At 66.5% G+C, this 19,273-nt stretch carries 21 protein-coding genes; 14 read left to right on the top strand and 7 right to left on the bottom strand.

Translation table 11 applies throughout. The features are described 5' to 3' along the window. Nucleotides 1-13: 13 nt before the first annotated feature. On the bottom strand, nucleotides 14-1,195 hold the full coding sequence (locus tag PKB_RS26475; RefSeq protein WP_043255976.1) for an acyl-CoA dehydrogenase: 1,182 nt from the start codon (nucleotides 1,193-1,195) through the stop codon (nucleotides 14-16). 216 nt (nucleotides 1,196-1,411) lie between these two features. Between PKB_RS26475 and PKB_RS26470 the strand changes: the two genes are divergently transcribed. The 5 genes from PKB_RS26470 (at nucleotide 1,412) to PKB_RS26450 (ending at nucleotide 4,819) form a co-directional block, all read left to right on the top strand. Next, a complete protein-coding gene (locus PKB_RS26470; protein WP_043255974.1) occupies nucleotides 1,412-2,320 on the top strand; it encodes a LysR family transcriptional regulator in 909 nt (302 codons plus the stop codon). 104 nt (nucleotides 2,321-2,424) lie between these two features. Next, nucleotides 2,425-2,832: an acyl-CoA thioesterase gene (locus tag PKB_RS26465; protein ID WP_043255972.1), complete on the top strand. Its 408-nt coding sequence runs from the start codon at nucleotides 2,425-2,427 to the stop codon at nucleotides 2,830-2,832. A 78-nt stretch (nucleotides 2,833-2,910) separates the two neighbouring features. Further along, nucleotides 2,911-3,741: an EamA family transporter gene (locus tag PKB_RS26460; RefSeq protein WP_043255969.1), complete on the top strand. Its 831-nt coding sequence runs from the start codon at nucleotides 2,911-2,913 to the stop codon at nucleotides 3,739-3,741. A 97-nt stretch (nucleotides 3,742-3,838) separates the two neighbouring features. After that, entirely contained in the window at nucleotides 3,839-4,225 is a 387-nt protein-coding gene (locus PKB_RS26455; RefSeq protein ID WP_043255968.1) for an MAPEG family protein, read from the top strand. A 135-nt stretch (nucleotides 4,226-4,360) separates the two neighbouring features. Further along, nucleotides 4,361-4,819: a c-type cytochrome gene (locus PKB_RS26450; protein WP_043255966.1), complete on the top strand. Its 459-nt coding sequence runs from the start codon at nucleotides 4,361-4,363 to the stop codon at nucleotides 4,817-4,819. Between the two features lie 107 nt (nucleotides 4,820-4,926). Here PKB_RS26450 and PKB_RS26445 read toward each other — a convergent pair whose 3' ends face one another. Then, nucleotides 4,927-5,280: a DUF1090 domain-containing protein gene (locus PKB_RS26445; protein ID WP_242411265.1), complete on the bottom strand. Its 354-nt coding sequence runs from the start codon at nucleotides 5,278-5,280 to the stop codon at nucleotides 4,927-4,929. A 182-nt stretch (nucleotides 5,281-5,462) separates the two neighbouring features. Here PKB_RS26445 and PKB_RS26440 point away from each other — a divergent pair, with 182 nt between their 5' ends. Beyond that, the gene (locus PKB_RS26440) at nucleotides 5,463-6,458 is read left to right on the top strand and encodes a CE1 family esterase (RefSeq protein WP_043255963.1); all 996 of its coding nucleotides are present in this window, start codon (nucleotides 5,463-5,465) and stop codon (nucleotides 6,456-6,458) included. Here the strand turns inward: PKB_RS26440 and PKB_RS26435 are convergent. The 5 genes from PKB_RS26435 to PKB_RS30405 form a co-directional block, all read right to left on the bottom strand. Then, a complete protein-coding gene (locus PKB_RS26435) occupies nucleotides 6,437-7,180 on the bottom strand; it encodes a metallophosphoesterase (RefSeq protein ID WP_043255961.1) in 744 nt (247 codons plus the stop codon). The genes PKB_RS26440 and PKB_RS26435 overlap by 22 nt on opposite strands. A 52-nt stretch (nucleotides 7,181-7,232) precedes the next feature. Beyond that, nucleotides 7,233-8,894: an NAD-dependent DNA ligase LigB gene (gene ligB / locus PKB_RS26430; protein ID WP_043255959.1), complete on the bottom strand. Its 1,662-nt coding sequence runs from the start codon at nucleotides 8,892-8,894 to the stop codon at nucleotides 7,233-7,235. Between the two features lie 142 nt (nucleotides 8,895-9,036). Then, nucleotides 9,037-10,227 (bottom strand): methionine adenosyltransferase, encoded by a 1,191-nt coding sequence (gene metK / locus PKB_RS26425; RefSeq protein WP_043255957.1) that lies wholly within the window; start codon nucleotides 10,225-10,227, stop codon nucleotides 9,037-9,039. A 17-nt stretch (nucleotides 10,228-10,244) separates the two neighbouring features. Continuing rightward, nucleotides 10,245-11,246, bottom strand: coding sequence for an ArsR/SmtB family transcription factor (locus tag PKB_RS26420; protein WP_043255955.1), 1,002 nt, complete (start codon nucleotides 11,244-11,246; stop codon nucleotides 10,245-10,247). A gap of 46 nt (nucleotides 11,247-11,292) precedes the next feature. After that, nucleotides 11,293-11,427, bottom strand: a complete 135-nt coding sequence (locus tag PKB_RS30405; protein WP_277914511.1) for a hypothetical protein — start codon at nucleotides 11,425-11,427, stop codon at nucleotides 11,293-11,295. 85 nt (nucleotides 11,428-11,512) lie between these two features. Between PKB_RS30405 and tkt the strand changes: the two genes are divergently transcribed. The 8 genes from tkt (at nucleotide 11,513) to PKB_RS26380 (ending at nucleotide 19,267) form a co-directional block, all read left to right on the top strand. Beyond that, nucleotides 11,513-13,510, top strand: a complete 1,998-nt coding sequence (tkt, locus tag PKB_RS26415; protein ID WP_043255953.1) for a transketolase — start codon at nucleotides 11,513-11,515, stop codon at nucleotides 13,508-13,510. A gap of 57 nt (nucleotides 13,511-13,567) precedes the next feature. After that, nucleotides 13,568-14,605, top strand: coding sequence for an erythrose-4-phosphate dehydrogenase (gene epd, locus PKB_RS26410; protein ID WP_043255952.1), 1,038 nt, complete (start codon nucleotides 13,568-13,570; stop codon nucleotides 14,603-14,605). Nucleotides 14,606-14,639: 34 nt separating this feature from the next. After that, complete coding sequence (locus PKB_RS26405; protein WP_043255951.1) at nucleotides 14,640-15,803, top strand: phosphoglycerate kinase; 1,164 nt, start codon at nucleotides 14,640-14,642, stop codon at nucleotides 15,801-15,803. A gap of 99 nt (nucleotides 15,804-15,902) precedes the next feature. Continuing rightward, nucleotides 15,903-16,244 (top strand): MliC family protein, encoded by a 342-nt coding sequence (locus PKB_RS26400; protein WP_043255949.1) that lies wholly within the window; start codon nucleotides 15,903-15,905, stop codon nucleotides 16,242-16,244. A 91-nt stretch (nucleotides 16,245-16,335) separates the two neighbouring features. Next, nucleotides 16,336-17,400 (top strand): class II fructose-bisphosphate aldolase, encoded by a 1,065-nt coding sequence (fba, locus tag PKB_RS26395; RefSeq protein ID WP_043255948.1) that lies wholly within the window; start codon nucleotides 16,336-16,338, stop codon nucleotides 17,398-17,400. 74 nt (nucleotides 17,401-17,474) lie between these two features. After that, nucleotides 17,475-17,900, top strand: coding sequence for a hypothetical protein (locus PKB_RS26390; protein ID WP_043255947.1), 426 nt, complete (start codon nucleotides 17,475-17,477; stop codon nucleotides 17,898-17,900). 41 nt (nucleotides 17,901-17,941) lie between these two features. Further along, nucleotides 17,942-18,712, top strand: a complete 771-nt coding sequence (locus tag PKB_RS26385) for a class I SAM-dependent methyltransferase (protein ID WP_043255945.1) — start codon at nucleotides 17,942-17,944, stop codon at nucleotides 18,710-18,712. Between the two features lie 63 nt (nucleotides 18,713-18,775). Then, nucleotides 18,776-19,267, top strand: a complete 492-nt coding sequence (locus PKB_RS26380) for a YgjP-like metallopeptidase domain-containing protein (protein WP_043257828.1) — start codon at nucleotides 18,776-18,778, stop codon at nucleotides 19,265-19,267. The last annotated feature ends 6 nt before the right edge of the window (nucleotides 19,268-19,273 follow it).

Below are 19,273 nucleotides of genomic sequence, written 5' to 3'. Positions count from 1 at the left end.
CCGGCAATGGGCATCAGAAGAAGGCCTGGATGCCGGTCTGTGCGCGGCCGAGGATCAGCGCGTGGACGTCGTGGGTCCCTTCGTAGGTGTTCACCACTTCCAGGTTGACCAGGTGACGGGCCACGCCGAACTCGTCGGAGATGCCGTTGCCGCCCAGCATGTCGCGGGCCATGCGGGCGATGTCCAGGGCCTTGCCGCAGCTGTTGCGCTTCATGATGGAAGTGATTTCCACCGCGGCGGTGCCTTCGTCCTTCATGCGGCCCAGGCGCAGGCAGCCTTGCAGGGCGAGGGTGATCTCGGTCTGCATGTCGGCCAGTTTCTTCTGGATCAGCTGGTTGGCAGCCAGCGGGCGGCCGAACTGCTTGCGGTCCAGGGTGTACTGGCGGGCGGTGTGCCAGCAGGCTTCGGCGGCACCCAGGGCGCCCCAGGAGATGCCGTAGCGTGCCGAGTTCAGGCAGGTGAAGGGGCCGCGCAGGCCGCGCACTTCGGGGAAGGCGTTCTCTTCCGGGACGAACACGTTGTTCATCACGATCTCGCCGGTGATGGACGCGCGCAGGCCGACCTTGCCGTGGATCGCCGGGGCGGACAGGCCTTCCCAGCCTTTCTCGAGGACGAAGCCGCGGATCTGGCCTTCGTCATCCTTGGCCCAGACCACGAAGACGTCGGCGATCGGGCTGTTGGTGATCCACATCTTGGCGCCGGTCAGGCGGTAGCCGCCGTCGACCTTCTTGGCGCGGGTGATCATCGAGCCCGGGTCGGAGCCGTGGTCCGGCTCGGTCAGGCCGAAGCAGCCGATGTATTCGCCGCTGGCCAGTTTCGGCAGGTATTTCTGCTTGGTGGCTTCGTTGCCGAATTCGTTGATCGGCACCATCACCAGGGAGGACTGCACGCTCATCATCGAGCGGTAGCCGGAGTCGATGCGCTCGACTTCACGGGCGATCAGGCCGTAGCACACGTAGTTCAGGCCGCTGCCACCGTATTGTTCGGGGATGGTCGCGCCGAGCAGGCCGGTTTCGCCCATCTCGCGGAAGATCGCCGGGTCGGTCTGCTCGTGGCGGAAGGCTTCCAGCACGCGCGGGGCCAGCTTGTCCTGGGCGAACTGGTAGGCGCTGTCGCGCACCATGCGCTCTTCTTCGGTGAGTTGCTGATCCAGCAGCAGCGGGTCTTCCCAGTTGAAGCTTGCTTTGGTGGCCATCGGGTTACCTCGGGGCAGTGACAGGGTGTCCGCTCCAGTTTAGGCGGACGGAGTGCGGCCGATCCTAGTCAGCCGCCGACCGGTGCGGCAACCGACTAATTCGCACTCTGTTGTGCTAATTTCTCACTCCGTGATTGCTCGAAGGCACGTGAAACGCGCGTTTGATTTGTGGTTTTGAGCGGTTATTCGAATTACGAGATTCCCAAGAGGCATTCGATGCGGCGCAAGATTCCCACCACGGCAGCGCTGGTCAGCTTCGAGTCCGCTGCGCGCCACGAGAGCTTCACCAAGGCGGCCGAAGAACTGTCGCTGACCCAGAGCGCGATCTGCCGGCAGATCGCAGGGCTCGAGGAGTTCCTCGGTGTCGAGCTGTTCCGCCGCTCGCGACGCGGGGTCAAGCTCACCGAGGCGGGCCTGGGCTACAGCCGCCGCGTCGCTGCTCAGCTGGATGCGGTGGAGCGTGACGCCCTGGCGGTGATGGGCCAGCAAGGCGGCGGCAGCATCGAGCTGGCGGTGGTGCCAACCTTCGCCACCCAATGGCTGCTGCCACGCCTGCGCACCTTCAAGGGGCTGCACCCGGAGATCACGGTCAACCTGACCAACCGCACACGGCCGTTCCTCTTCGCCGACACCGACTTCGACTGCGCGCTGTATTTCGGCGATGGTGCCTGGTCAGGCACCGTCTCGCACTTCCTCATGCACGAGGACCCGCTGCCGGTGTGCAGCCCGGAGCTGCTGGGCGGACGCAACGGGCTGAGCGCCGCGGAAATCGCCGAGCTGCCGCTGATGCAGCAGACCACTCGGCCCTACGCGTGGCGCCAGTGGTTCGGTTCGCTCGGCATGAGCGTGGCGCATGACATGAACGGCACGCGCTACGAGCTTTTCTCCATGCTCGCCCAGGCGGCGATGCTCGGCATGGGCGTGGCGCTGATCCCGCCGATGCTGATCCAGCGCGAGCTGGCCGAGGGGCGATTGATCGTCGCCATGCAGCATGCCTATTTGAGCGAGAACGCCTATTACCTGATGATTCCCGAGCGCAAGGTGGAGTCGGCCAGTGTCCGGGCCTTCCGCGACTGGCTGCTCGACGAGGCGCGCGTCTACCGCAGCGAAGCCGGTTTAGGCTGACCCGCAGCACGGTGCCGCGTGCCGGATGGCGCCTGACTTGCATAGCCGGCGGGGCTTCCCCCGTCATCGCGCCCACAAGGCGCATCCGCACCTATGGAGTTTCCATGAATTTCCACACCCGTAAATGGATCAAGCCCGAAGACCTCAACCCCAACGGTTCGCTGTTCGGCGGCAGCCTGTTGAAGTGGATCGACGAGGAGGCAGCCATCTACGCCATCATCCAGCTGGGCAACCAGCGCGTGGTCACCAAGTTCATTTCCGAGATCAACTTCGTCAGCTCGGCGCGTACCGGCGACATCATCGAGATGGGCATCACCGCCACCGAATTCGGCCGCACCTCGATCACCCTGACCTGCCACGTGCGCAACAAGATCACCCGCAAGAGCATCCTCACCATCGACAAGATGGTCTTCGTCAACATGGGCCCGGATGGCGTGCCGGCGCCCCACGGCAAGACCGAGATCACCTACATCAAGGACCAGTTCAAGGACGAGGAAGATTCCGAGGTCTGACCGGGCCGCCGGGCGGGCTTGCCCGGGCCGGGGGTGGCGAGGGTAGAATTCATCTGGTCTATACCAGGAATTCCCGCCTTGTTCGCCACCACGCTGGTCCTGCTCGCCGCCGTGCTCCATGCGGCCTGGAACACCCTCGTCAAATTCAGCGCCGACCGCCTGCTGGTGGTGGCTTGCATGGACCTCGTCGGGCTGGTCGTCGCCCTCGCACTGCTGCCCTGGATCAGCCTGCCACCTGCCGAGGTCTGGCCCTGGCTGGGCACGGCCGTGCTGTTGCAGCTGGTTTACCGGGTGCTGCTGATCCAGGCCTACAAGGTCGGCGACCTCGGCCTGGTCTATCCGCTGATGCGTGGCCTCTCCCCGTTGGTGGTGCTGGCGCTGACCCTGCTGGCCGGCGGCGAGACGCTGAGCGACCGGCAGGTGCTCGGCATCCTGCTGATCCCGCTGGGCATGCTCTGCCTGCTCAAGGGCGGCGGCGGATCGAAGCTGCCGTGGATCGCCTTCCCGGTCGTGCTGCTGATGGGGCTTTGCATCGGCAGTTACACCTGGACCGACGGCAACGCCCTCAAGCGCTGGCCGCAGCCGCTGGACTACCTGGTCTGGCTGACGCTGCTCTCGGGACTGCCTTTCCCAGTGATCGCCGTTGGCGCGCGCACCCGTGCTTTCGCGCGCTTCTGGCAAACCCAATGGAGGCTCGGCCTCTGCGTCGGCGTCTGCGTGATGGCCAGCTACGGCCTGGTGCTCTGGGCCATGCAGCTGGGTTCCATCGCCGAGGCGGCGGCGCTGCGCGAGACCAGCGTGCTGCTGGTGGTGCTGTTCGGCATGCGTTTCCTCAAGGAACCCTTCGGCCTGCCGCGTTTGCTGGCCTGCAGCCTGGTACTGGCCGGCATGCTGGTGATGAAGCTCTGAGATTGGCCGTGGCTGCGCGCGTTTTTTGCGTGCCGGTCATGGACGACCGAATGGGCTTGCGGCAGTCTGGCGCGCTCTTTTCGACGAGTCCTCAGACATGCCTATCGCCTTCTGGTGCATCCTCATCGCCCTGTTCCTGCCCTACCTGGGCACAGGCCTCGCCAAGTTCGCCGGCCGCGATTTCGGCCCGCGGCAGAACCGCGACCCGCGCTCCTTCCTCGAGGGGCTGGCGGGCTACCGCCGGCGCGCGCACAACTTCCAGCTGAACAGCTTCGAGGTCACGCCGGCCTTCGCCATCGCCGTGATGGTGGCTTACGTGGTGGGCAATGCAGAACCGACGACCATCGACCGCCTGGCCATGGCCTGGATCATCAGCCGCCTGATCTACATGATCTGCTACCTCGCCGACCTGGCGATGCTGCGCTCGCTGGTGTGGTTCATCGGCATGGCGCTGATCGCGTCCTTCTTCGTTGTCTCTGCCTGAACGGCGGCTGAACGAAGGACGAATTCACTGCGGCCGATGGCCGCAGTGGCTGGCCGGCGGACTGGAACATTGCTCGGGGCGAGCGGATAATCCGGCGCTCCCCGTGTCTGGCCCATCCCCACAAGAGTCCGCTCGATGAAGCTGAAGACCCTGTCCGTTCTGCTGTTGGCCGGCGTCGCCCTGGCCGGTTGCCACCGCCTCGATCCGAATTCGCCGTTGGCCAAGCGCCAGGCCGTTTTCAAGCAGATGCTGCACGCCAGCGAGGACATGGGCGGCATGCTGCGCGGGCGTATCGTCTTCGATGCCGAGAAATTCCGCGCCGATTCGGTGAAGCTCAACGAGCTGGCCGGCCAGCCCTGGCAGTACTTCCCCACCAGCAAGCCGACCGACGAAGGCGGTGACAGCCGCGCCAAGGACGAGCTCTGGCAGCGCCAGCTGGAATTCCAGGCCGACTCCAAGACCTTCCAGCAGGCCGTCACTGCGCTGGAGGCCAACACCCGCGCAGCGACTCCGACTGCCGAAGGCGTGCGCAAGGATTTCGCCGCCGTGGAAGACGCCTGCGAAGCCTGCCACAAGAAATTCCGCGCGCTTTAACGCCGTAGGAGCGGATCTCATCCGCGATTCCCTGCGCCATCGGTGCTAGGAAAATCGCGGACAAGGTCCGCTCCTACAGGTTTATGCCGTCTATTCAGCCGCGAGCTCTATTCCGCCAGCTCGCGCTTGGCCTGCTCCAGCTCGGCACGGGCCTCGGCAAGCTTGGTCTTGCGTTTTTCGAGCTTCTCCGCGTCGCCCTTGTCCAGCGCCTTGCGCAGGTCCTTCTCGCGGCGGCTGACTTCCTTCTCTGCATCGATGACGCGCTGGGCGCGCTGCTGTGCCAGACCGTCGTCCGTGCAGTTGGCCTTGGACTTATCCAGGGCGGTCTGCAGCCCGGCGACAGCGTTCTGGTCGCCGCGCGCCCGGGCTTCTTCCAGTTTTCCAGCGATTTCCGCCCGTTTCGCCGCGCAGCCGGTCAGGGGTTGCTCCGTCGGTGCAGCGAAGGCGCTGCCGCAGAGCATGAGGGCGAGGTTGAGGGAGAGGGATCGGAACATTCTCGGGTCCTGCGTTACCAAAAGGGAATGCCGCGCGGGCGAAGGGCTAGAGTTTGCCATTAAGCGCGCGGGATGACCTTGTCTTGCGGCAGGTCGCTGCTCGATCCGATCCACTGGGCGTGCTCCGGGCCACGGAGCGGGGAGGCTGGATGCGTATCGCGATTCGCCTGGTGCAGGGGCTCATTTTCCTGCTGCTGGCAGCATTGCTGGCTGGTGCCTGGTATCTGCTGCCGGGTGAGCGATTGCGCGAGCCGGCGTTGACCGGCGTGAGCGAGGACAGCTCGCTGCGCACCGGCGGCATGCGCCGCTATTACGTCCTCTACGTGCCGGAGAAGCTGGCGCCCAATCCGGCCCTGCTGGTGGTGTTGCACGCCTCGCAGAGCAATGGCGAAGGCATGCGTCGAGACAGCGGTTACGGCTTCGATGCGCTGGCTGATCGCTACGGCTTCCTGGTGCTCTATCCCGACGGTTACGAGGGCCACTGGAACGATTGCCGCAAGGCCGCCAGTTACAGCGCGCGGACAGAGCACATCGACGACGTGACCTTCCTCAGCCGGCTGATCCGCCGCGTGCAGCGCGAGCGTCAGGTCGACCCGCAGCAAATCTTCGTTGCTGGCTACTCCAACGGTGGGCAGATGGCCCTGCGCATGGCTGCCGAAGGAAAGCTGCCGCTGGCCGGCATCGCCCTGGTGGCGGCCAGTCCGCCGACGCCGGAGAACGATGACTGCCGGCCGCTGGAGAAGCCGTTGGCGACCCTGTTGATGAACGGCACGCGCGATCCGATCAACCCCTTCGCCGGTGGACGCGTGCGGCTGTTCGGCTTTGGCGATCGCGGAGACGTGCTGGGCAGTGAGGATGCTGCCGCCGCGCAGGCGAAGCGCAATGGCATTGATGCCGCCGGCGAGCCCGAACAACTGACCCGGCCGGGGCCGATCTGGTCCGAACGCCGTATTTGGCAGGCTGCAGGCGCACCGCCTGTCGAGCTGGTCAGCGTGCATGGCGGCGGTCACCTGCTGTCGCAGCCGGGCTATCGTCCGCCGCGCCTGCTCGGCGCGGGCGACCCGGAACTGGACGGGCCCGCGGAGATCTGGCGCTTCTTCAGCCAGAGCCTGCCGCCGGCCGCTCAGACCTCGACGACGCAGTAGGGATCGAAGCCGCCCCGTTCCCGGGGATAACCGCCCGGGTTGCACACCACCCGGCCGCAGCCGATGCGGTAGTCGAGGGCATCGTGAACGTGGCCGTGAATCCACAGGTCGCACTGCTCGACCAGCGCTTCGAGGTCCGAGGCGAAGGCCGGCGACAGGCTGTCGCCGACATACTGCGGCGGGATCGAGCGCGCGCTGGGTGCGTGGTGGCTGACCACCACGGTCGGCCCGGCGAAAGGCTCGGCCAGCTGCGCCGCCAGCCAGTCGCGCGAAGCCTGGAACAACTGCTGGCTGAGCGCCGGCGTGTAGGGCTGGGTGAACCAGTCGATGCAGCTGAAGTCCGGCATCAGCTGCAACGCGCGTTGCAGTGTCAGGTCCCGGTTGTCTTCGCCGTACAAGCGGAAGTCCGTCCACAGGGTGGCGCCGAGGAAGCGCACGCCCTCGATGACCACCGCGTCGTTTTCCAGAAAGTGGATATCCAGGGCGCGCGCCAGGTTGCGCATGGCCTGGGTCAGGTCCGGCAGGTCGGAGTCGTAGAACTCGTGGTTGCCGGAGACGTACACCACCGGCGTGTCGGGGAAGGCCTCGCGGGCCCAGTGCAGGCCCTGGAGGTGCTCGTGGATGTCGCCGGCCAGCACCACGAGATCGGCTTCGACCTCGGGCAGTTCGCGGCGGCCGTCGAAGTGTTCGTGGTGCAGGTCGGACAGGACGCGAATGCGCATGGCGATGCTATCGGCTGAGAAGGGAGCGCAATTGTGCGCCTGCCCGGCGCATTCAGAAACCCGCTATGCCCGCACGGCGAAGCTGCTCCGCGAGGCCTCGCACCTCGGCATCGGCGAAGAAAGCCTGCAGTTGCCGGGCGCGCGTCGGGCCGATGTTGGGCAGGCGCTGCCAGTCCTCGACGGTGCGGGCGGACAGCTCGGTCCAGCGCTCATCCGGCAGGCTGTCGGCCTGCGGAGCGCCGAGCGCCCGTATCCACTGGCGGAAGGGACGGCTGCGCGCAGTCTCGAATTGCTGCTGCAGCTGTTGCGCGCTGCGTTCGCCAATGCCTGGCAAGGCTGCTAGCTGGTCGGCGGGCAGGTCCAGCCAGTCCAGCAAACCCTGCAACTGACCGGCTTCCAGCAGCGTTCGCCAGGTGCCCGGACCTACGCCCTGCAGCTTGAGCCCCTGCTTGCCGCCCAGCCAGGCGAGGCGGGCGAGAAATTGTTCCTCGCAGCCTTCGTCCGACCGCCAGCAACTGAGCGCGTGATAGCGCCCGGCCGCCGGTGCCTGGACGGGCACGCGGTGCGGCGAGCGGCGGACCACCGCCTGCAGGCGCGGAATGGTCAGGCCGGCCAGGGCGACGGCGACCTGGTCGCCGGGGCGGATGTCCAGCGCCTCCCAGCGCCGCAGCGAGCCCAGACTCACCTGGGCGATGCGGCGGTCATCCAACTCGACCGGCTGTAGTTGCAGGAGGGGTGTGATGCGCCCGCTGCGTCCCACCTTGAATTGCACCGCGCGGACTTCCGCCAAAGCCTGTCGATAAGGGTATTTCCAGGCGATGGCCCAGGATGCCGGCTGCGCGCGCCAGGTGCTGCCCGAAGCGCGCCGGCCCTGGCGGATGACGATGCCGTCGCTGGCGAAGGGCAGGGCGCTGCGGTACCAGCGCTCGCGCCATTTGCGCACGTCGTCGATGCTGCGAACCGGTTCGGTGAGCGCCGCGCTATAGCTGAAACCGAGTTCGCGCAGCGCCTGCAGGCGCTCGGGCATGTCCTGTGGCCCGAGCGGCAGCTCCCAGACGAACAGGCCGATGCCTTGCGCCTGCTCACCGATGGATTGCCGGGCCATGAGCCCGGCCACCTTGCCGCGCGCGCCTTGCCCGCCGTCGTGGGCCTGCACGTGACCGGGCTGGCGCCAGTACAGCTCGCCTTGCAGGACCAGCCGTCCCGTGCCGGGCAGCCGCTGTGGAATGCCCGGCACCTGGCGGGCATTGGCGGTCCAGTCCTGGCCGGCCAGGCCGTCGCCGCGGCTGATCGCCTGGCGCAGCTCGCCATCCTGGTAGATGAGCGTGACCGCGACGCCATCCACCTTCGGCTGGACCCAGAGGTCGCCGCGACCCTCCAGCCAGTGGCTCACCGCTTGCTCGTCGGGCGCTTTGTCCAGGCCGGTGTGTGGAACGGGATGGCGCAATTTGCCGGCGGCACCCTGCAGAGGAGGTGGAAGCTCGATGTGCAGCTGTGGATAACAGCGCTGCCGCTCGCTGAACTGGCGGCGCGACTGGTCGTAGAGCTCGTCGGCGACCGGCGATTCGCCGTGCAGGTGATAGGCCCGGTCCCAGTTGGATATCTGTAGGCGCAGGCTGTCGAGTTCGACACGCGCACGCGGTTCCGGCCAGTCCGGGCAGGCCACGGCGATGGCGGGGCAGAGCAGCAGGCAGGTGAGCGGCAGGTGGCGCATGGCGGTGTCCTCGCGTCCGGAAGGGCGTTCCAGGCTAGGAGGACGGCGGCTGGGAAGGCGCCGGGGCGGGCGTGGGAGCTTTCCGCAACGCCCATGAAAAAGCCCCGCATGGGCAGGGCTTCTTCTTCGTGACGCTGGAGCCTTACAGGCCGGCGGCGTCGCGCAGGGCAGCGGCCTTGTCGGTGCGCTCCCAGGTGAAGGCGGTGAAGGTATCGTCGCCGTAGGTCATCTCGAACGGGTTGCGGCCGAAGTGACCGTAAGCCGCGGTCGGCTGGTACATCGGGTGAAGCAGGTCGAGCATCTTGGTGATCGCGTACGGACGCAGGTCGAAGTGCTCGCGGACCAGTTGGATGATCTTGTCGTCGCCGATCTTGCCGGTGCCGAAGGTGTTGATCGAGATGGAGGTCGGCTGGGCCACGCCGATGGCGTAGGACACCTGGATCTCGCAGCGCTCGGCCAGGCCGGCGGCAACGATGTTCTTGGCCACGTAGCGGCCGGCGTAGGCAGCCGAACGGTCGACCTTGGACGGGTCCTTGCCGGAGAAGGCGCCGCCGCCGTGGCGAGCCATGCCGCCGTAGGAGTCGACGATGATCTTGCGGCCGGTCAGGCCGCAGTCGCCCACCGGGCCGCCGATGACGAAGTTGCCGGTCGGGTTGATGTGGAACTGGGTGTCCTTGTGCAGCAGCTCGGCCGGCAGCACGTGCTTGATGATCAGCTCCATCACGCCCTCGCGCAGGTCCTTGTAGCTGACCTCGGGGTTGTGTTGGGTGGACAGCACGATGGCGTCGATGCCGACGACCTTGCCGTTTTCGTAGCGGCAGGTGACCTGCGACTTGGCATCCGGACGCAGCCACGGCAGCAGGCCGGACTTGCGCGCTTCGGCCTGGCGCTCGACCAGACGGTGGGAGAAGCAGATCGGCGCGGGCATCAGCACGTCGGTTTCGTTGCTGGCGTAGCCGAACATCAGGCCCTGGTCGCCAGCGCCCTGGTCTTCCGGCTTGGCGCGGTCGACACCCTGGTTGATGTCCACGGACTGCTTGCCGATGATGTTCAGCACGCCGCAGGTGGCGCCGTCGAAGCCGACGTCGGAGCTGTTGTAGCCGATGTCGATGATGACTTTGCGCACCAGCTCTTCCAGGTCGACCCAGGCAGAGGTGGTGACTTCGCCGGCGATGATGGCAACGCCGGTCTTCACCAGGGTTTCGCAGGCCACGCGGGCGTACTTGTCCTTGGCGATGATGGCGTCCAGCACGGCATCGGAGATCTGGTCCGCGATCTTGTCGGGATGGCCTTCGGATACGGATTCAGAAGTGAAAACAGAATATTCGCTCATCTAACGGTTCCTATTCATTACCGGTGGGTGAGGACGCTTCGCGAATCCGGCTTGGCGAAATGCCGAACCTGGATCTGAAAGCCATTACGCAAACCAATGTAAACACTCTCCCCGGGCGCGAGCCCGGCGGCGTCGGCCCAGCGGGCCAGGTCTTCCTGTTCGAACCCCAGCCAGAGATCGCCACAGGCCTCCCTGGCCCAGCTCTGGTCGTGGCTGCAGAGATCCGTCACCAGCAGGCTGCCACCCGGTTTGACCAGGCGCGCCAGCTGGCGCAGGGCATCCGCCGGTGCCGCGAAGTGGTGCAGCACCATGTTCAGTACCACGCAGTCCGCCGCGTCTTCGGCGTCCTGCAGGGCATCGGCCAGCCGCAGCCGGACGTTGCCCAGTCTTTCGTCGGCGCAGCGTTGCCGCGCCAGTTCGAGCATGGCCGCGCTGTTGTCCAGGGCGGTGACCTGCGCGAAGCGCCGGGCCAGCTCGGGGAGGAATCCACCGTCGCCGGGGCCGACTTCCAGGGCCGTGGAGGCGCCGTCGAAACTCAGCGAGTCGAGCAGCGCCAGCACGCTTTCACGGTATTGCGGCAGTCCTGCGATCAGGTCCTGCGTGGCCTGCAGCTTCTCCGCGCTACGGGCGAAGTAGGTGCGGCTGACGGCGGCGCGCTGCGCGTGCACCGCGGCGATTTGCGCCGCGACGTCGGCCGGCAGGTCCAATTCGTCGACTTCCTCCAGCAGCGCACCGTGCAGCGTGCCGCCGAGGCTGTCGGCCTGGGGCAGGGCGCGGCGATAGAAGATCGCGTTGCCTTCGCGGCGGGTGGCGACCAGCCCGGCCTGGGCCAGCACCTTGAGGTGGTGGCTCATCCCCGACTGGCGGATGCCGAAGATCTGCGCCAGCTCCAGCACGCCGAACGAATCGTTTGCCAGGGCGCGCAGCACGTTCAGCCGCAGCGGGTCGCCGCCGGCCTTGCACAGGGCAGCTAGCTGGTCGCACTCGTCGTGGCGGATTTCGGGCATGCGCAGACTCATAGGTCGCGCAGTCTAGTCGCGGGGTCCGGGGTGGGCAATAGCTGTATCAAAAAGTTTTGATATTGCTGACGAACTGCGCCAGCCATGGGATGCCGCCGCCATCGCGGGCATCGCGGGCATCGCGGCGAGCCCCGCGCCGCGTGGTGGGAGGCCGCGGCGCGTGCAGCTTGTCGATCATCATTGCCCCGGGGTGTCCGGCTGGGCGAAAATAGCCGCCTTTTTTCATCCCCTTCGATCATTCGAAGCACCCCGCAGGAGATTCAGCGATGCCCAGCCGTCGTGAGCGAGCCAATGCCATCCGCGCACTGAGCATGGATGCCGTGCAGAAAGCCAACAGCGGCCACCCTGGCGCCCCCATGGGTATGGCGGACATCGCCGAAGTGCTCTGGCGCGATTACATGAAGCACAACCCGAGCAACCCGCAGTGGGCCGACCGCGACCGCTTCGTGCTGTCCAACGGCCACGGCTCGATGCTGATCTACTCGCTGCTGCACCTGACCGGCTACGACGTCACCGTCGATGACCTGAAGAACTTCCGCCAGCTCAACTCGCGCACCCCGGGCCACCCGGAGTACGGCTACACCGCTGGCGTCGAGACCACCACCGGTCCGCTCGGCCAGGGCATCGCCAACGCCGTGGGCATGGCCCTGGCCGAGAAAGTGCTGGCCGCGCAGTTCAACCGCGACGGCCACAACATCGTCGACCACTTCACCTACGCCTTCCTGGGCGACGGTTGCATGATGGAAGGCATCTCCCATGAAGTCGCCTCGCTGGCCGGCACCCTGCGCCTGAGCAAGCTGATCGCCTTCTACGACGACAACGGCATCTCCATCGATGGCGAAGTCCACGGCTGGTTCACCGACGACACTCCGAAGCGCTTCGAAGCCTACGGCTGGCAGGTGATCCGCAATGTCGACGGCCATGACGCCGACGAGATCAAGACCGCCATCGAGACCGCCCGCAAGAGCGACGTCCCGACCCTGATCTGCTGCAAGACCGTGATCGGCTTTGGCTCGCCCAACAAGCAGGGCAAGGAAGAGTGCCACGGCGCGCCGCTGGGCAACGACGAGATCGCCGCCACCCGCGCCGCGCTGGGTTGGAACCACGCGCCGTTCGAAGTCCCTGCGGACATCTACGCCGAGTGGGACGCCAAGGAAGCCGGCGCCAGCCGCGAATCCGAGTGGAACCAGCGCTTCGCCGCCTACCAGGCCGCCCATCCGGAACTTGCCGCCGAGTTCCAGCGCCGCGTCGCTGGCGAGCTGCCGGCTGACTTCGCCGAGAAGGCCGCTGCCTACGTCGCCGAAGTCGCCGCCAAGGGCGAAACCATCGCCAGCCGCAAGGCCAGCCAGAACGCGCTGAACGCCTTCGGCCCGCTGCTGCCGGAATTCCTCGGCGGCTCCGCCGACCTCGCCGGCTCCAACCTGACCCTGTGGAAAGGCTGCAAGGGCGTGACCCCGGAAGACGCTTCCGGCAACTACGTGTTCTACGGCGTTCGCGAGTTCGGCATGAGCGCCATCATGAACGGCGTGGCCCTGCACGGCGGCTTCATCCCCTACGGCGCGACCTTCCTGATCTTCATGGAATACGCCCGCAACGCAGTGCGCATGTCCGCCCTGATGAAGCAGCGCGTGCTGTACGTGTTCACCCACGACTCCATCGGTCTGGGCGAAGACGGCCCGACCCACCAGCCGATCGAGCAGCTGGCCAGCCTGCGCCTGACCCCGAACCTGGACACCTGGCGCCCGGCCGACGCGGTCGAGTCCGCGGTGGCCTGGAAATATGCCATCGAACGCAACGACGGCCCGTCCGCGCTGATCTTCAGCCGCCAGAACCTGCCGCACCAGGCACGCGATGCCGAGCAACTGGCCAACGTCGCCCGTGGCGGCTACGTGCTCAAGGACTGCGACGGCGAGCCGGAGCTGATCCTGATCGCCACCGGTTCGGAAATCGGCCTGGCCGTTCAGGCCTACGACAAGCTGATCGCCGAAGGCCGCAAGGTGCGCGTGGTTTCCATGCCGTCCACCAGCGTCTTCGAGCAGCAGGACGCCGGCTACAAGCAGGCCGTGCTGCCGGTGCAGGTCGGTGCGCGCATCGCCATCGAAGCCGCGCATGCCGACTACTGGTACAAGTACGTCGGCCTGGAAGGCCGCGTGATCGGCATGACCACCTTCGGCGAGTCGGCTCCGGCCGCCGCGCTCTTCGAGCACTTCGGCTTCACCGTCGAGAACGTGCTGGAAGTGGCCGCCGAACTGCTCGACGCCTGATAGCGCGTCCGCATCCGCCGGGGCCCGCGCCCCGGCGGTGATCGCCAAGGGATAACAATGTCCAAGCGCCCTTACCGAGTCGCCCTCAACGGCTACGGCCGCATCGGCCGCTGCGTCTTCCGCGCCCTGCATGAGCGTGGCGCCGCCGCCGGTTTTTCCATCGTCGCGCTGAACGACCTGGCCGACCTGCCCAGCCTGGAATACCTGACCCGCTTCGACTCCACCCACGGCCGCTTCCCCGGCGAGGTGCGCGTGGCCGACGGTTGCCTGCATGTCGGCGGCGATTGCGTGAAAGTGCTGCGCCAGGCCGAGCCCGAGGCCATCGACTGGGCCGCGCTGGACATCGACCTGGTGCTGGAGTGCTCCGGTGTCTACAACACCCGTGCCGATGGCGAGCGCTTCCTGGCTGCCGGCGCACCGCGCGTGCTGTTCTCGCAGCCGATGGCCAGCGAGACCGATATCGACGCCACCGTGGTCTTCGGCATCAATCAGCAGCAGCTGAGCGGCGCCGAGAAGCTGGTGTCCAACGCCTCCTGCACCACCAACTGCAGCGTGCCGCTGCTCAAGTTGCTGAACGAGGCGGTGGGCATCGAGTACGTCTCCATCACCACCATCCACTCGGCGATGAACGACCAGCCGGTGATCGACGCCTACCACCACGAAGACCTGCGCCGCACGCGCTCGGCCTTCCAGTCGGTGATTCCGGTGTCGACCGGCCTCGCGCGCGGCATCGAGCGACTGCTGCCGGAACTTGCCGGGCGTATCCAGGCCAAAGCCGTGCGGGTGCCGACGGTGAACGTCTCGGCGCTCGACATCACCCTGCAGGTCGCCCGCGACACTTCCGCCGCGGAAATCAACAAGGTGCTGCGCGAAGCCGCCAACCACGGGCCGCTCAAGGGCCTGCTGGACTACACCGAACTGCCCCACGCCAGCTGCGATTTCAACCACGACCCGCATTCGGCGATCGTCGACGGCAGCCAGACCCGAGTTTCCGGTCCGCGCCTGGTGAACCTGCTGGCCTGGTTCGACAACGAATGGGGCTTCGCCAACCGTATGCTCGACACCGCGGGGCATTTCCTGCGGGTCGCCCAATGAACGCAATTCAAACAGCCCAGACAGGACTGACGTCATGACCGTTTTGAAGATGACCGACCTCGACCTCCAAGGTAAGCGCGTGCTGATCCGCGAGGACCTCAACGTGCCGGTGAAGGACGGCGTGGTGAAGAGCGACGCTCGCATCCTGGCCTCCCTGCCCACCATCAAGCTGGCCCTGGAGAAGGGCGCGGCGGTGATGGTCTGCTCGCACCTGGGTCGTCCGACCGAAGGCGAATACTCCGAGGAGAACAGCCTGCAGCCGGTCGCCGCCTACCTGAGCAAGGCCCTGGGCCGTGAAGTGCCGCTGGTCAAGGACTACCTCGACGGCGTCGAAGTGAAAGCCGGTGAAGTCGTGCTGTTCGAGAACGTGCGCTTCAACAAGGGCGAGAAGAAGAACGCCGACGAGCTGGCGCAGAAGTACGCCGCCCTGTGCGACGTCTTCGTCATGGATGCCTTCGGCACTGCCCACCGCGCCGAGGGCTCGACCCACGGCGTGGCCAAGTTCGCCAAGGTCGCTGCCGCTGGCCCGCTGCTGGCCGCCGAGCTGGACGCCCTGGGCAAGGCCCTGGGCAACCCGGCCCGCCCGATGGCCGCCATCGTCGCCGGCTCCAAGGTGTCGACCAAGCTCGACGTGCTGAACAGCCTGGCGCAGATCTGCGACCAACTGATCGTTGGCGGCGGCATCGCCAACACCTTCCTGGCTGCTGCTGGCTACAAAGTCGGCAAGTCGCTGTACGAAGCCGACCTGGTCGACACCGCCAAGGCCATCGCCGCCAAGGTCAGCGTGCCGCTGCCGGTGGACGTGGTCGTGGCCAAGGAATTCGCTGAAAGCGCCGCTGCCACCGTCAAGGCCATCGCCGACGTTGCCGACGACGACATGATCCTCGACATCGGCCCGCAGACCGCCGCCCAGTTCGCCGAGCTGCTGAAGTCGTCCAAGACCATCCTGTGGAACGGTCCGGTCGGCGTCTTCGAGTTCGACCAGTTCGGCGAAGGCACCAAGACCCTGGCCAAGGCCATTGCCGAAAGCCCGGCGTTCTCCATCGCTGGCGGTGGCGACACCCTGGCGGCCATCGACAAGTACGGCGTGGCCGAGCAGATCTCCTACATTTCCACCGGTGGCGGCGCCTTCCTCGAGTTCGTCGAGGGCAAGGTCCTGCCGGCCGTGGAAGTGCTGGAACAGCGCGCCAAGCAGTAAGGATCGAACGCGGCGGCCGTTGCTACGGTTCGCCGCGTCAGGCGAGAGCTCGGCCGCAAGACGGGCACCGTTGTTGCCGCCGATAGGGAGAGTTGCCCGATGAAGCCTTGTTACGCCCTGGCCCTGCTCGCCGTGCTGGCCGGCTGCTCCAGTCATCCGTCCGGAAGCGCCGGTTCGGTGAAGGGCAGCGGCTGGAACCACTGGGTCTGCGACACCAATGCGCAGGTGATCTGGCGCTATGTCGAGGGCTCGTCGCGCTCGGCGGTCGTCGATCTGCGCCTGGGCGAGGACGACGTGGTCCACCACCTCGAAGAGGAACCCGGCGGTTCCGGCGCTTTCTATAGCGACGGACTGGTCGGCTTCAGCATCAATGGCGACCGCGGAGTGGTGTACTGGGTGGAAAGCAACGACCTGATCGGCCGCGATTGCCACGCCCGCTAGGCCGCGCGGCGCAAGAGACTTGAATACGGCCTGCCCCTGGGGCAGGCTTTCGAACCACAGATCGAGCCCAACTTCTGGGAGAAGTGAAAACATGGCACTCATCAGCATGCGCCAAATGCTGGATCACGCCGCCGAGTTCGGCTACGGCGTTCCGGCCTTCAACGTCAACAACCTCGAGCAGATGCGCGCCATCATGGAAGCGGCCGACAAGACCGACTCCCCGGTGATCGTGCAGGCCTCCGCCGGTGCCCGCAAATACGCCGGCGCGCCCTTCCTGCGCCACCTGATCCTGGCCGCCATCGAAGAATTCCCGCACATCCCGGTGTGCATGCACCAGGACCACGGCACCAGCCCTGACGTCTGCCAGCGCTCCATCCAGCTGGGCTTCAGCTCGGTCATGATGGACGGCTCGCTGAAGGAAGACGGCAAGACTCCGGCCGACTACGAATACAACGTCCGCGTGACCCAGCAGACCGTGGCTTTCGCCCACGCCTGCGGCGTGTCCGTGGAAGGCGAGCTGGGCTGCCTGGGTTCGCTGGAAACCGGCATGGCCGGTGAAGAAGACGGCGTCGGCGCCGAAGGCGTTCTGGATCACAGCCAGCTGCTGACCGACCCGGAAGAAGCCGCCGACTTCGTGAAGAAGACCAAGGTCGACGCCCTGGCCATCGCCATCGGCACCAGCCACGGCGCCTACAAGTTCACCAAGCCGCCGACCGGCGACATCCTCGCCATCGACCGCATCAAGGCGATCCATGCGCGCATCCCCGGCACCCACCTGGTGATGCACGGCTCCTCCTCGGTTCCGCAGGACTGGCTGGCGATCATCAACGAGTTCGGCGGCGAGATCCCCGAAACCTACGGCGTGCCGGTCGAGGAAATCGTCGAAGGCATCAAGTACGGCGTGCGCAAGGTGAACATCGACACCGACCTGCGCCTGGCCTCCACCGGCGCCATTCGTCGCTTCCTGGCGAAGAACCCGAGCGAGTTCGACCCGCGCAAATACTTCGCCAAGACCATCGAAGCCATGCGCGATGTCTGCATCGCCCGCTACGAAGCCTTCGGCACCGCCGGCCATGCCTCGAAGATCAAGCCGATCTCCCTGGAAGGCATGTTCCAGCGCTACGCCAAAGGTGAGCTGGAGCCGAAGATCAACTGATCCGGCCCCGCACCTGAAGAGCCCCGCCCCTGCGGGGCTCTTTCATATCCGAGCCCCGAGAAGAGAGGTCGCCCATGCTGCGCTGGCTGTTTCCCCTGCTGGTCCTGCTGCTCGCCGGTTGCGCCGGTCACCCGTCCAGCGAGGCGCCGCCCGCCGAAGTCGCGCCGCCGCGGGCGCCAGCGGTCAGCCTGCCTGCCGACGCACAGAACTGCCTCAGCCATACCGAGTGCACGTTGAAGACCTCGCGTACCCTGCTGTTCGTCTTCGACTACGCCGCTGCCGGCGGCGCCCTGGTGCAAAGCGAAGGGCGTCTGTTGACCACGCCGGAGAAGGCCCCCCGCAACGGCTGGCCGGCCTTGCGCATCCAGCTGGCCGATCCTGACGGTGGGCGCTTCGACTTCCAGAGCGAATGCCGGCAGAAGCGCTGCCACATCAGTGATGCCAGGCTGCTCGCCTGCTACCGCGACTACCTCGACGGCAAGGCCTGCCGCCTGCGCTGACTGTGCTATACCGAGGCGATTCCGCAGCGGAGAGTGGTTCCATGGAAAACGTGCATGCCAGCGCCCGCCAGGGCTTCGGCCTGGAGGCCCAGACCTACGCCCACGGGCGCCCGGACTACCCCGACGAGTTGCTCGAATGGATGCACGAGCGCCTGGGGATAACTGCAGGAAGCAAGGCGGTCGATCTCGGTGCGGGCACCGGCAAGTTCACTCGCCTGTTGTTGCGCAGCGGTGCTGAAGTCTGCGCCATCGAGCCGGTGGCGGCCATGCGCGACAAGCTGGCCGAGGAGTTGCCCGGCGTGCGCGTTCTGGAAGGCACCGCCCAGGGCATGCCGCTGGCCGATGCGAGCCAAGATGCGGTGCTCTGCGCGCAGGCATTCCACTGGTTCGCCAGTGCGGCTGCGCTGCGCGAGATTCATCGCGTGCTGCGCCCGGGCGGACATCTGGGGTTGGTGTGGAACGTGCGCGACGAGCGCGTCGACTGGGTCGCCGAACTGACCCACATAGTCGCGCCCTACGAGGGCAGCACCCCGCGCTTCCATACCGGCGAATGGCGCCGAGCCTTCGCCGGTGCGCCGTTCGGGCCGTTGCAGCTGCGCGAGTTCAGCCACCAGCACGTTGGTCCGGCGGAGCAGGTGATTGTGGCGCGAACCCTGTCCATCAGCTTCATCGCGGCCTTGCCGGCGGAGCAGAAGGCGCGGGTCGAGCAGCGCCTGCATGACCTTATCGACAATCACCCAGCCCTGCGTGGGCAGCAGCAGGTCGCCTTCCCCTACCGCACCGAGGCCTACTCGTCGGTCGCGCTGGGCTGAGCGCTGCCTGGCGGCGCGCGGATCGGCTAGACTGCGCGCCCCTTCGCCTTCCTCGCCATGTCCATGCAACCGCTCCGTTATCTCCAGGCTTACCCGCAACATCTGCAGGACCAGGTGCGCCAGCTGATCGCCGAAGAGCGCCTGGGCGAATACCTGGAAAAGCGCTATCCCGGGCGCCACGAAGTGCAGAGCGACAAGGCGCTGTACGCCTATGCCATGCAGCTCAAGCAGGAGCACATGCGCAACGCGCCGGCGGTGGACAAGGTCCTCTACGACAACAAGCTGGATGTGGTGCAGCGCGCGCTCGGGCTGAACACTGCGATCTCGCGGGTGCAGGGCGGCAAGCTGAAGGCGAAGAAGGAAATCCGTGTGGCCTCGCTGTTCAAGGAGGCGGCGCCGGAGTTTCTGCAGATGATCCTGGTTCACGAGCTCGCGCACCTGCGCGAGCGCGATCACAACAAGGCGTTCTACCAGCTCTGCGAATACATGCTGCCCAGCTATCACCAGCTGGAATTCGACCTGCGCGTCTATCTGACCTGGCGCGAACTGGGCTGATCGCGC

Source organism: Pseudomonas knackmussii B13, from assembly GCF_000689415.1.
Taxonomy (GTDB): Bacteria; Pseudomonadota; Gammaproteobacteria; order Pseudomonadales; family Pseudomonadaceae; genus Pseudomonas; species Pseudomonas knackmussii.
This window is presented reverse-complemented; position numbering and strand designations above follow the sequence as displayed.

Bases quoted from the DNA above. Each gene is read 5' to 3' on its own strand.
- PKB_RS26475 (WP_043255976.1), bottom strand. From the start codon at position 1,195: ATGGCCACCAAAGCAAGCTTCAACTGGGAAGACCCGCTGCTGCTGGAT.
- PKB_RS26470 (WP_043255974.1), top strand. From the start codon at position 1,412: ATGCGGCGCAAGATTCCCACCACGGCAGCGCTGGTCAGCTTCGAGTCC.
- PKB_RS26465 (WP_043255972.1), top strand. From the start codon at position 2,425: ATGAATTTCCACACCCGTAAATGGATCAAGCCCGAAGACCTCAACCCC.
- PKB_RS26455 (WP_043255968.1), top strand. From the start codon at position 3,839: ATGCCTATCGCCTTCTGGTGCATCCTCATCGCCCTGTTCCTGCCCTAC.
- PKB_RS26450 (WP_043255966.1), top strand. From the start codon at position 4,361: ATGAAGCTGAAGACCCTGTCCGTTCTGCTGTTGGCCGGCGTCGCCCTG.
- PKB_RS26445 (WP_242411265.1), bottom strand. From the start codon at position 5,280: ATGCTCTGCGGCAGCGCCTTCGCTGCACCGACGGAGCAACCCCTGACC.
- PKB_RS26440 (WP_043255963.1), top strand. From the start codon at position 5,463: ATGCGTATCGCGATTCGCCTGGTGCAGGGGCTCATTTTCCTGCTGCTG.
- PKB_RS26435 (WP_043255961.1), bottom strand. From the start codon at position 7,180: ATGCGCATTCGCGTCCTGTCCGACCTGCACCACGAACACTTCGACGGC.
- ligB (WP_043255959.1), bottom strand. From the start codon at position 8,894: ATGCGCCACCTGCCGCTCACCTGCCTGCTGCTCTGCCCCGCCATCGCC.
- metK (WP_043255957.1), bottom strand. From the start codon at position 10,227: ATGAGCGAATATTCTGTTTTCACTTCTGAATCCGTATCCGAAGGCCAT.
- PKB_RS26420 (WP_043255955.1), bottom strand. From the start codon at position 11,246: ATGAGTCTGCGCATGCCCGAAATCCGCCACGACGAGTGCGACCAGCTA.
- PKB_RS30405 (WP_277914511.1), bottom strand. From the start codon at position 11,427: ATGATGATCGACAAGCTGCACGCGCCGCGGCCTCCCACCACGCGGCGC.
- tkt (WP_043255953.1), top strand. From the start codon at position 11,513: ATGCCCAGCCGTCGTGAGCGAGCCAATGCCATCCGCGCACTGAGCATG.
- epd (WP_043255952.1), top strand. From the start codon at position 13,568: ATGTCCAAGCGCCCTTACCGAGTCGCCCTCAACGGCTACGGCCGCATC.
- PKB_RS26405 (WP_043255951.1), top strand. From the start codon at position 14,640: ATGACCGTTTTGAAGATGACCGACCTCGACCTCCAAGGTAAGCGCGTG.
- PKB_RS26400 (WP_043255949.1), top strand. From the start codon at position 15,903: ATGAAGCCTTGTTACGCCCTGGCCCTGCTCGCCGTGCTGGCCGGCTGC.
- fba (WP_043255948.1), top strand. From the start codon at position 16,336: ATGGCACTCATCAGCATGCGCCAAATGCTGGATCACGCCGCCGAGTTC.
- PKB_RS26390 (WP_043255947.1), top strand. From the start codon at position 17,475: ATGCTGCGCTGGCTGTTTCCCCTGCTGGTCCTGCTGCTCGCCGGTTGC.
- PKB_RS26385 (WP_043255945.1), top strand. From the start codon at position 17,942: ATGGAAAACGTGCATGCCAGCGCCCGCCAGGGCTTCGGCCTGGAGGCC.
- PKB_RS26380 (WP_043257828.1), top strand. From the start codon at position 18,776: ATGCAACCGCTCCGTTATCTCCAGGCTTACCCGCAACATCTGCAGGAC.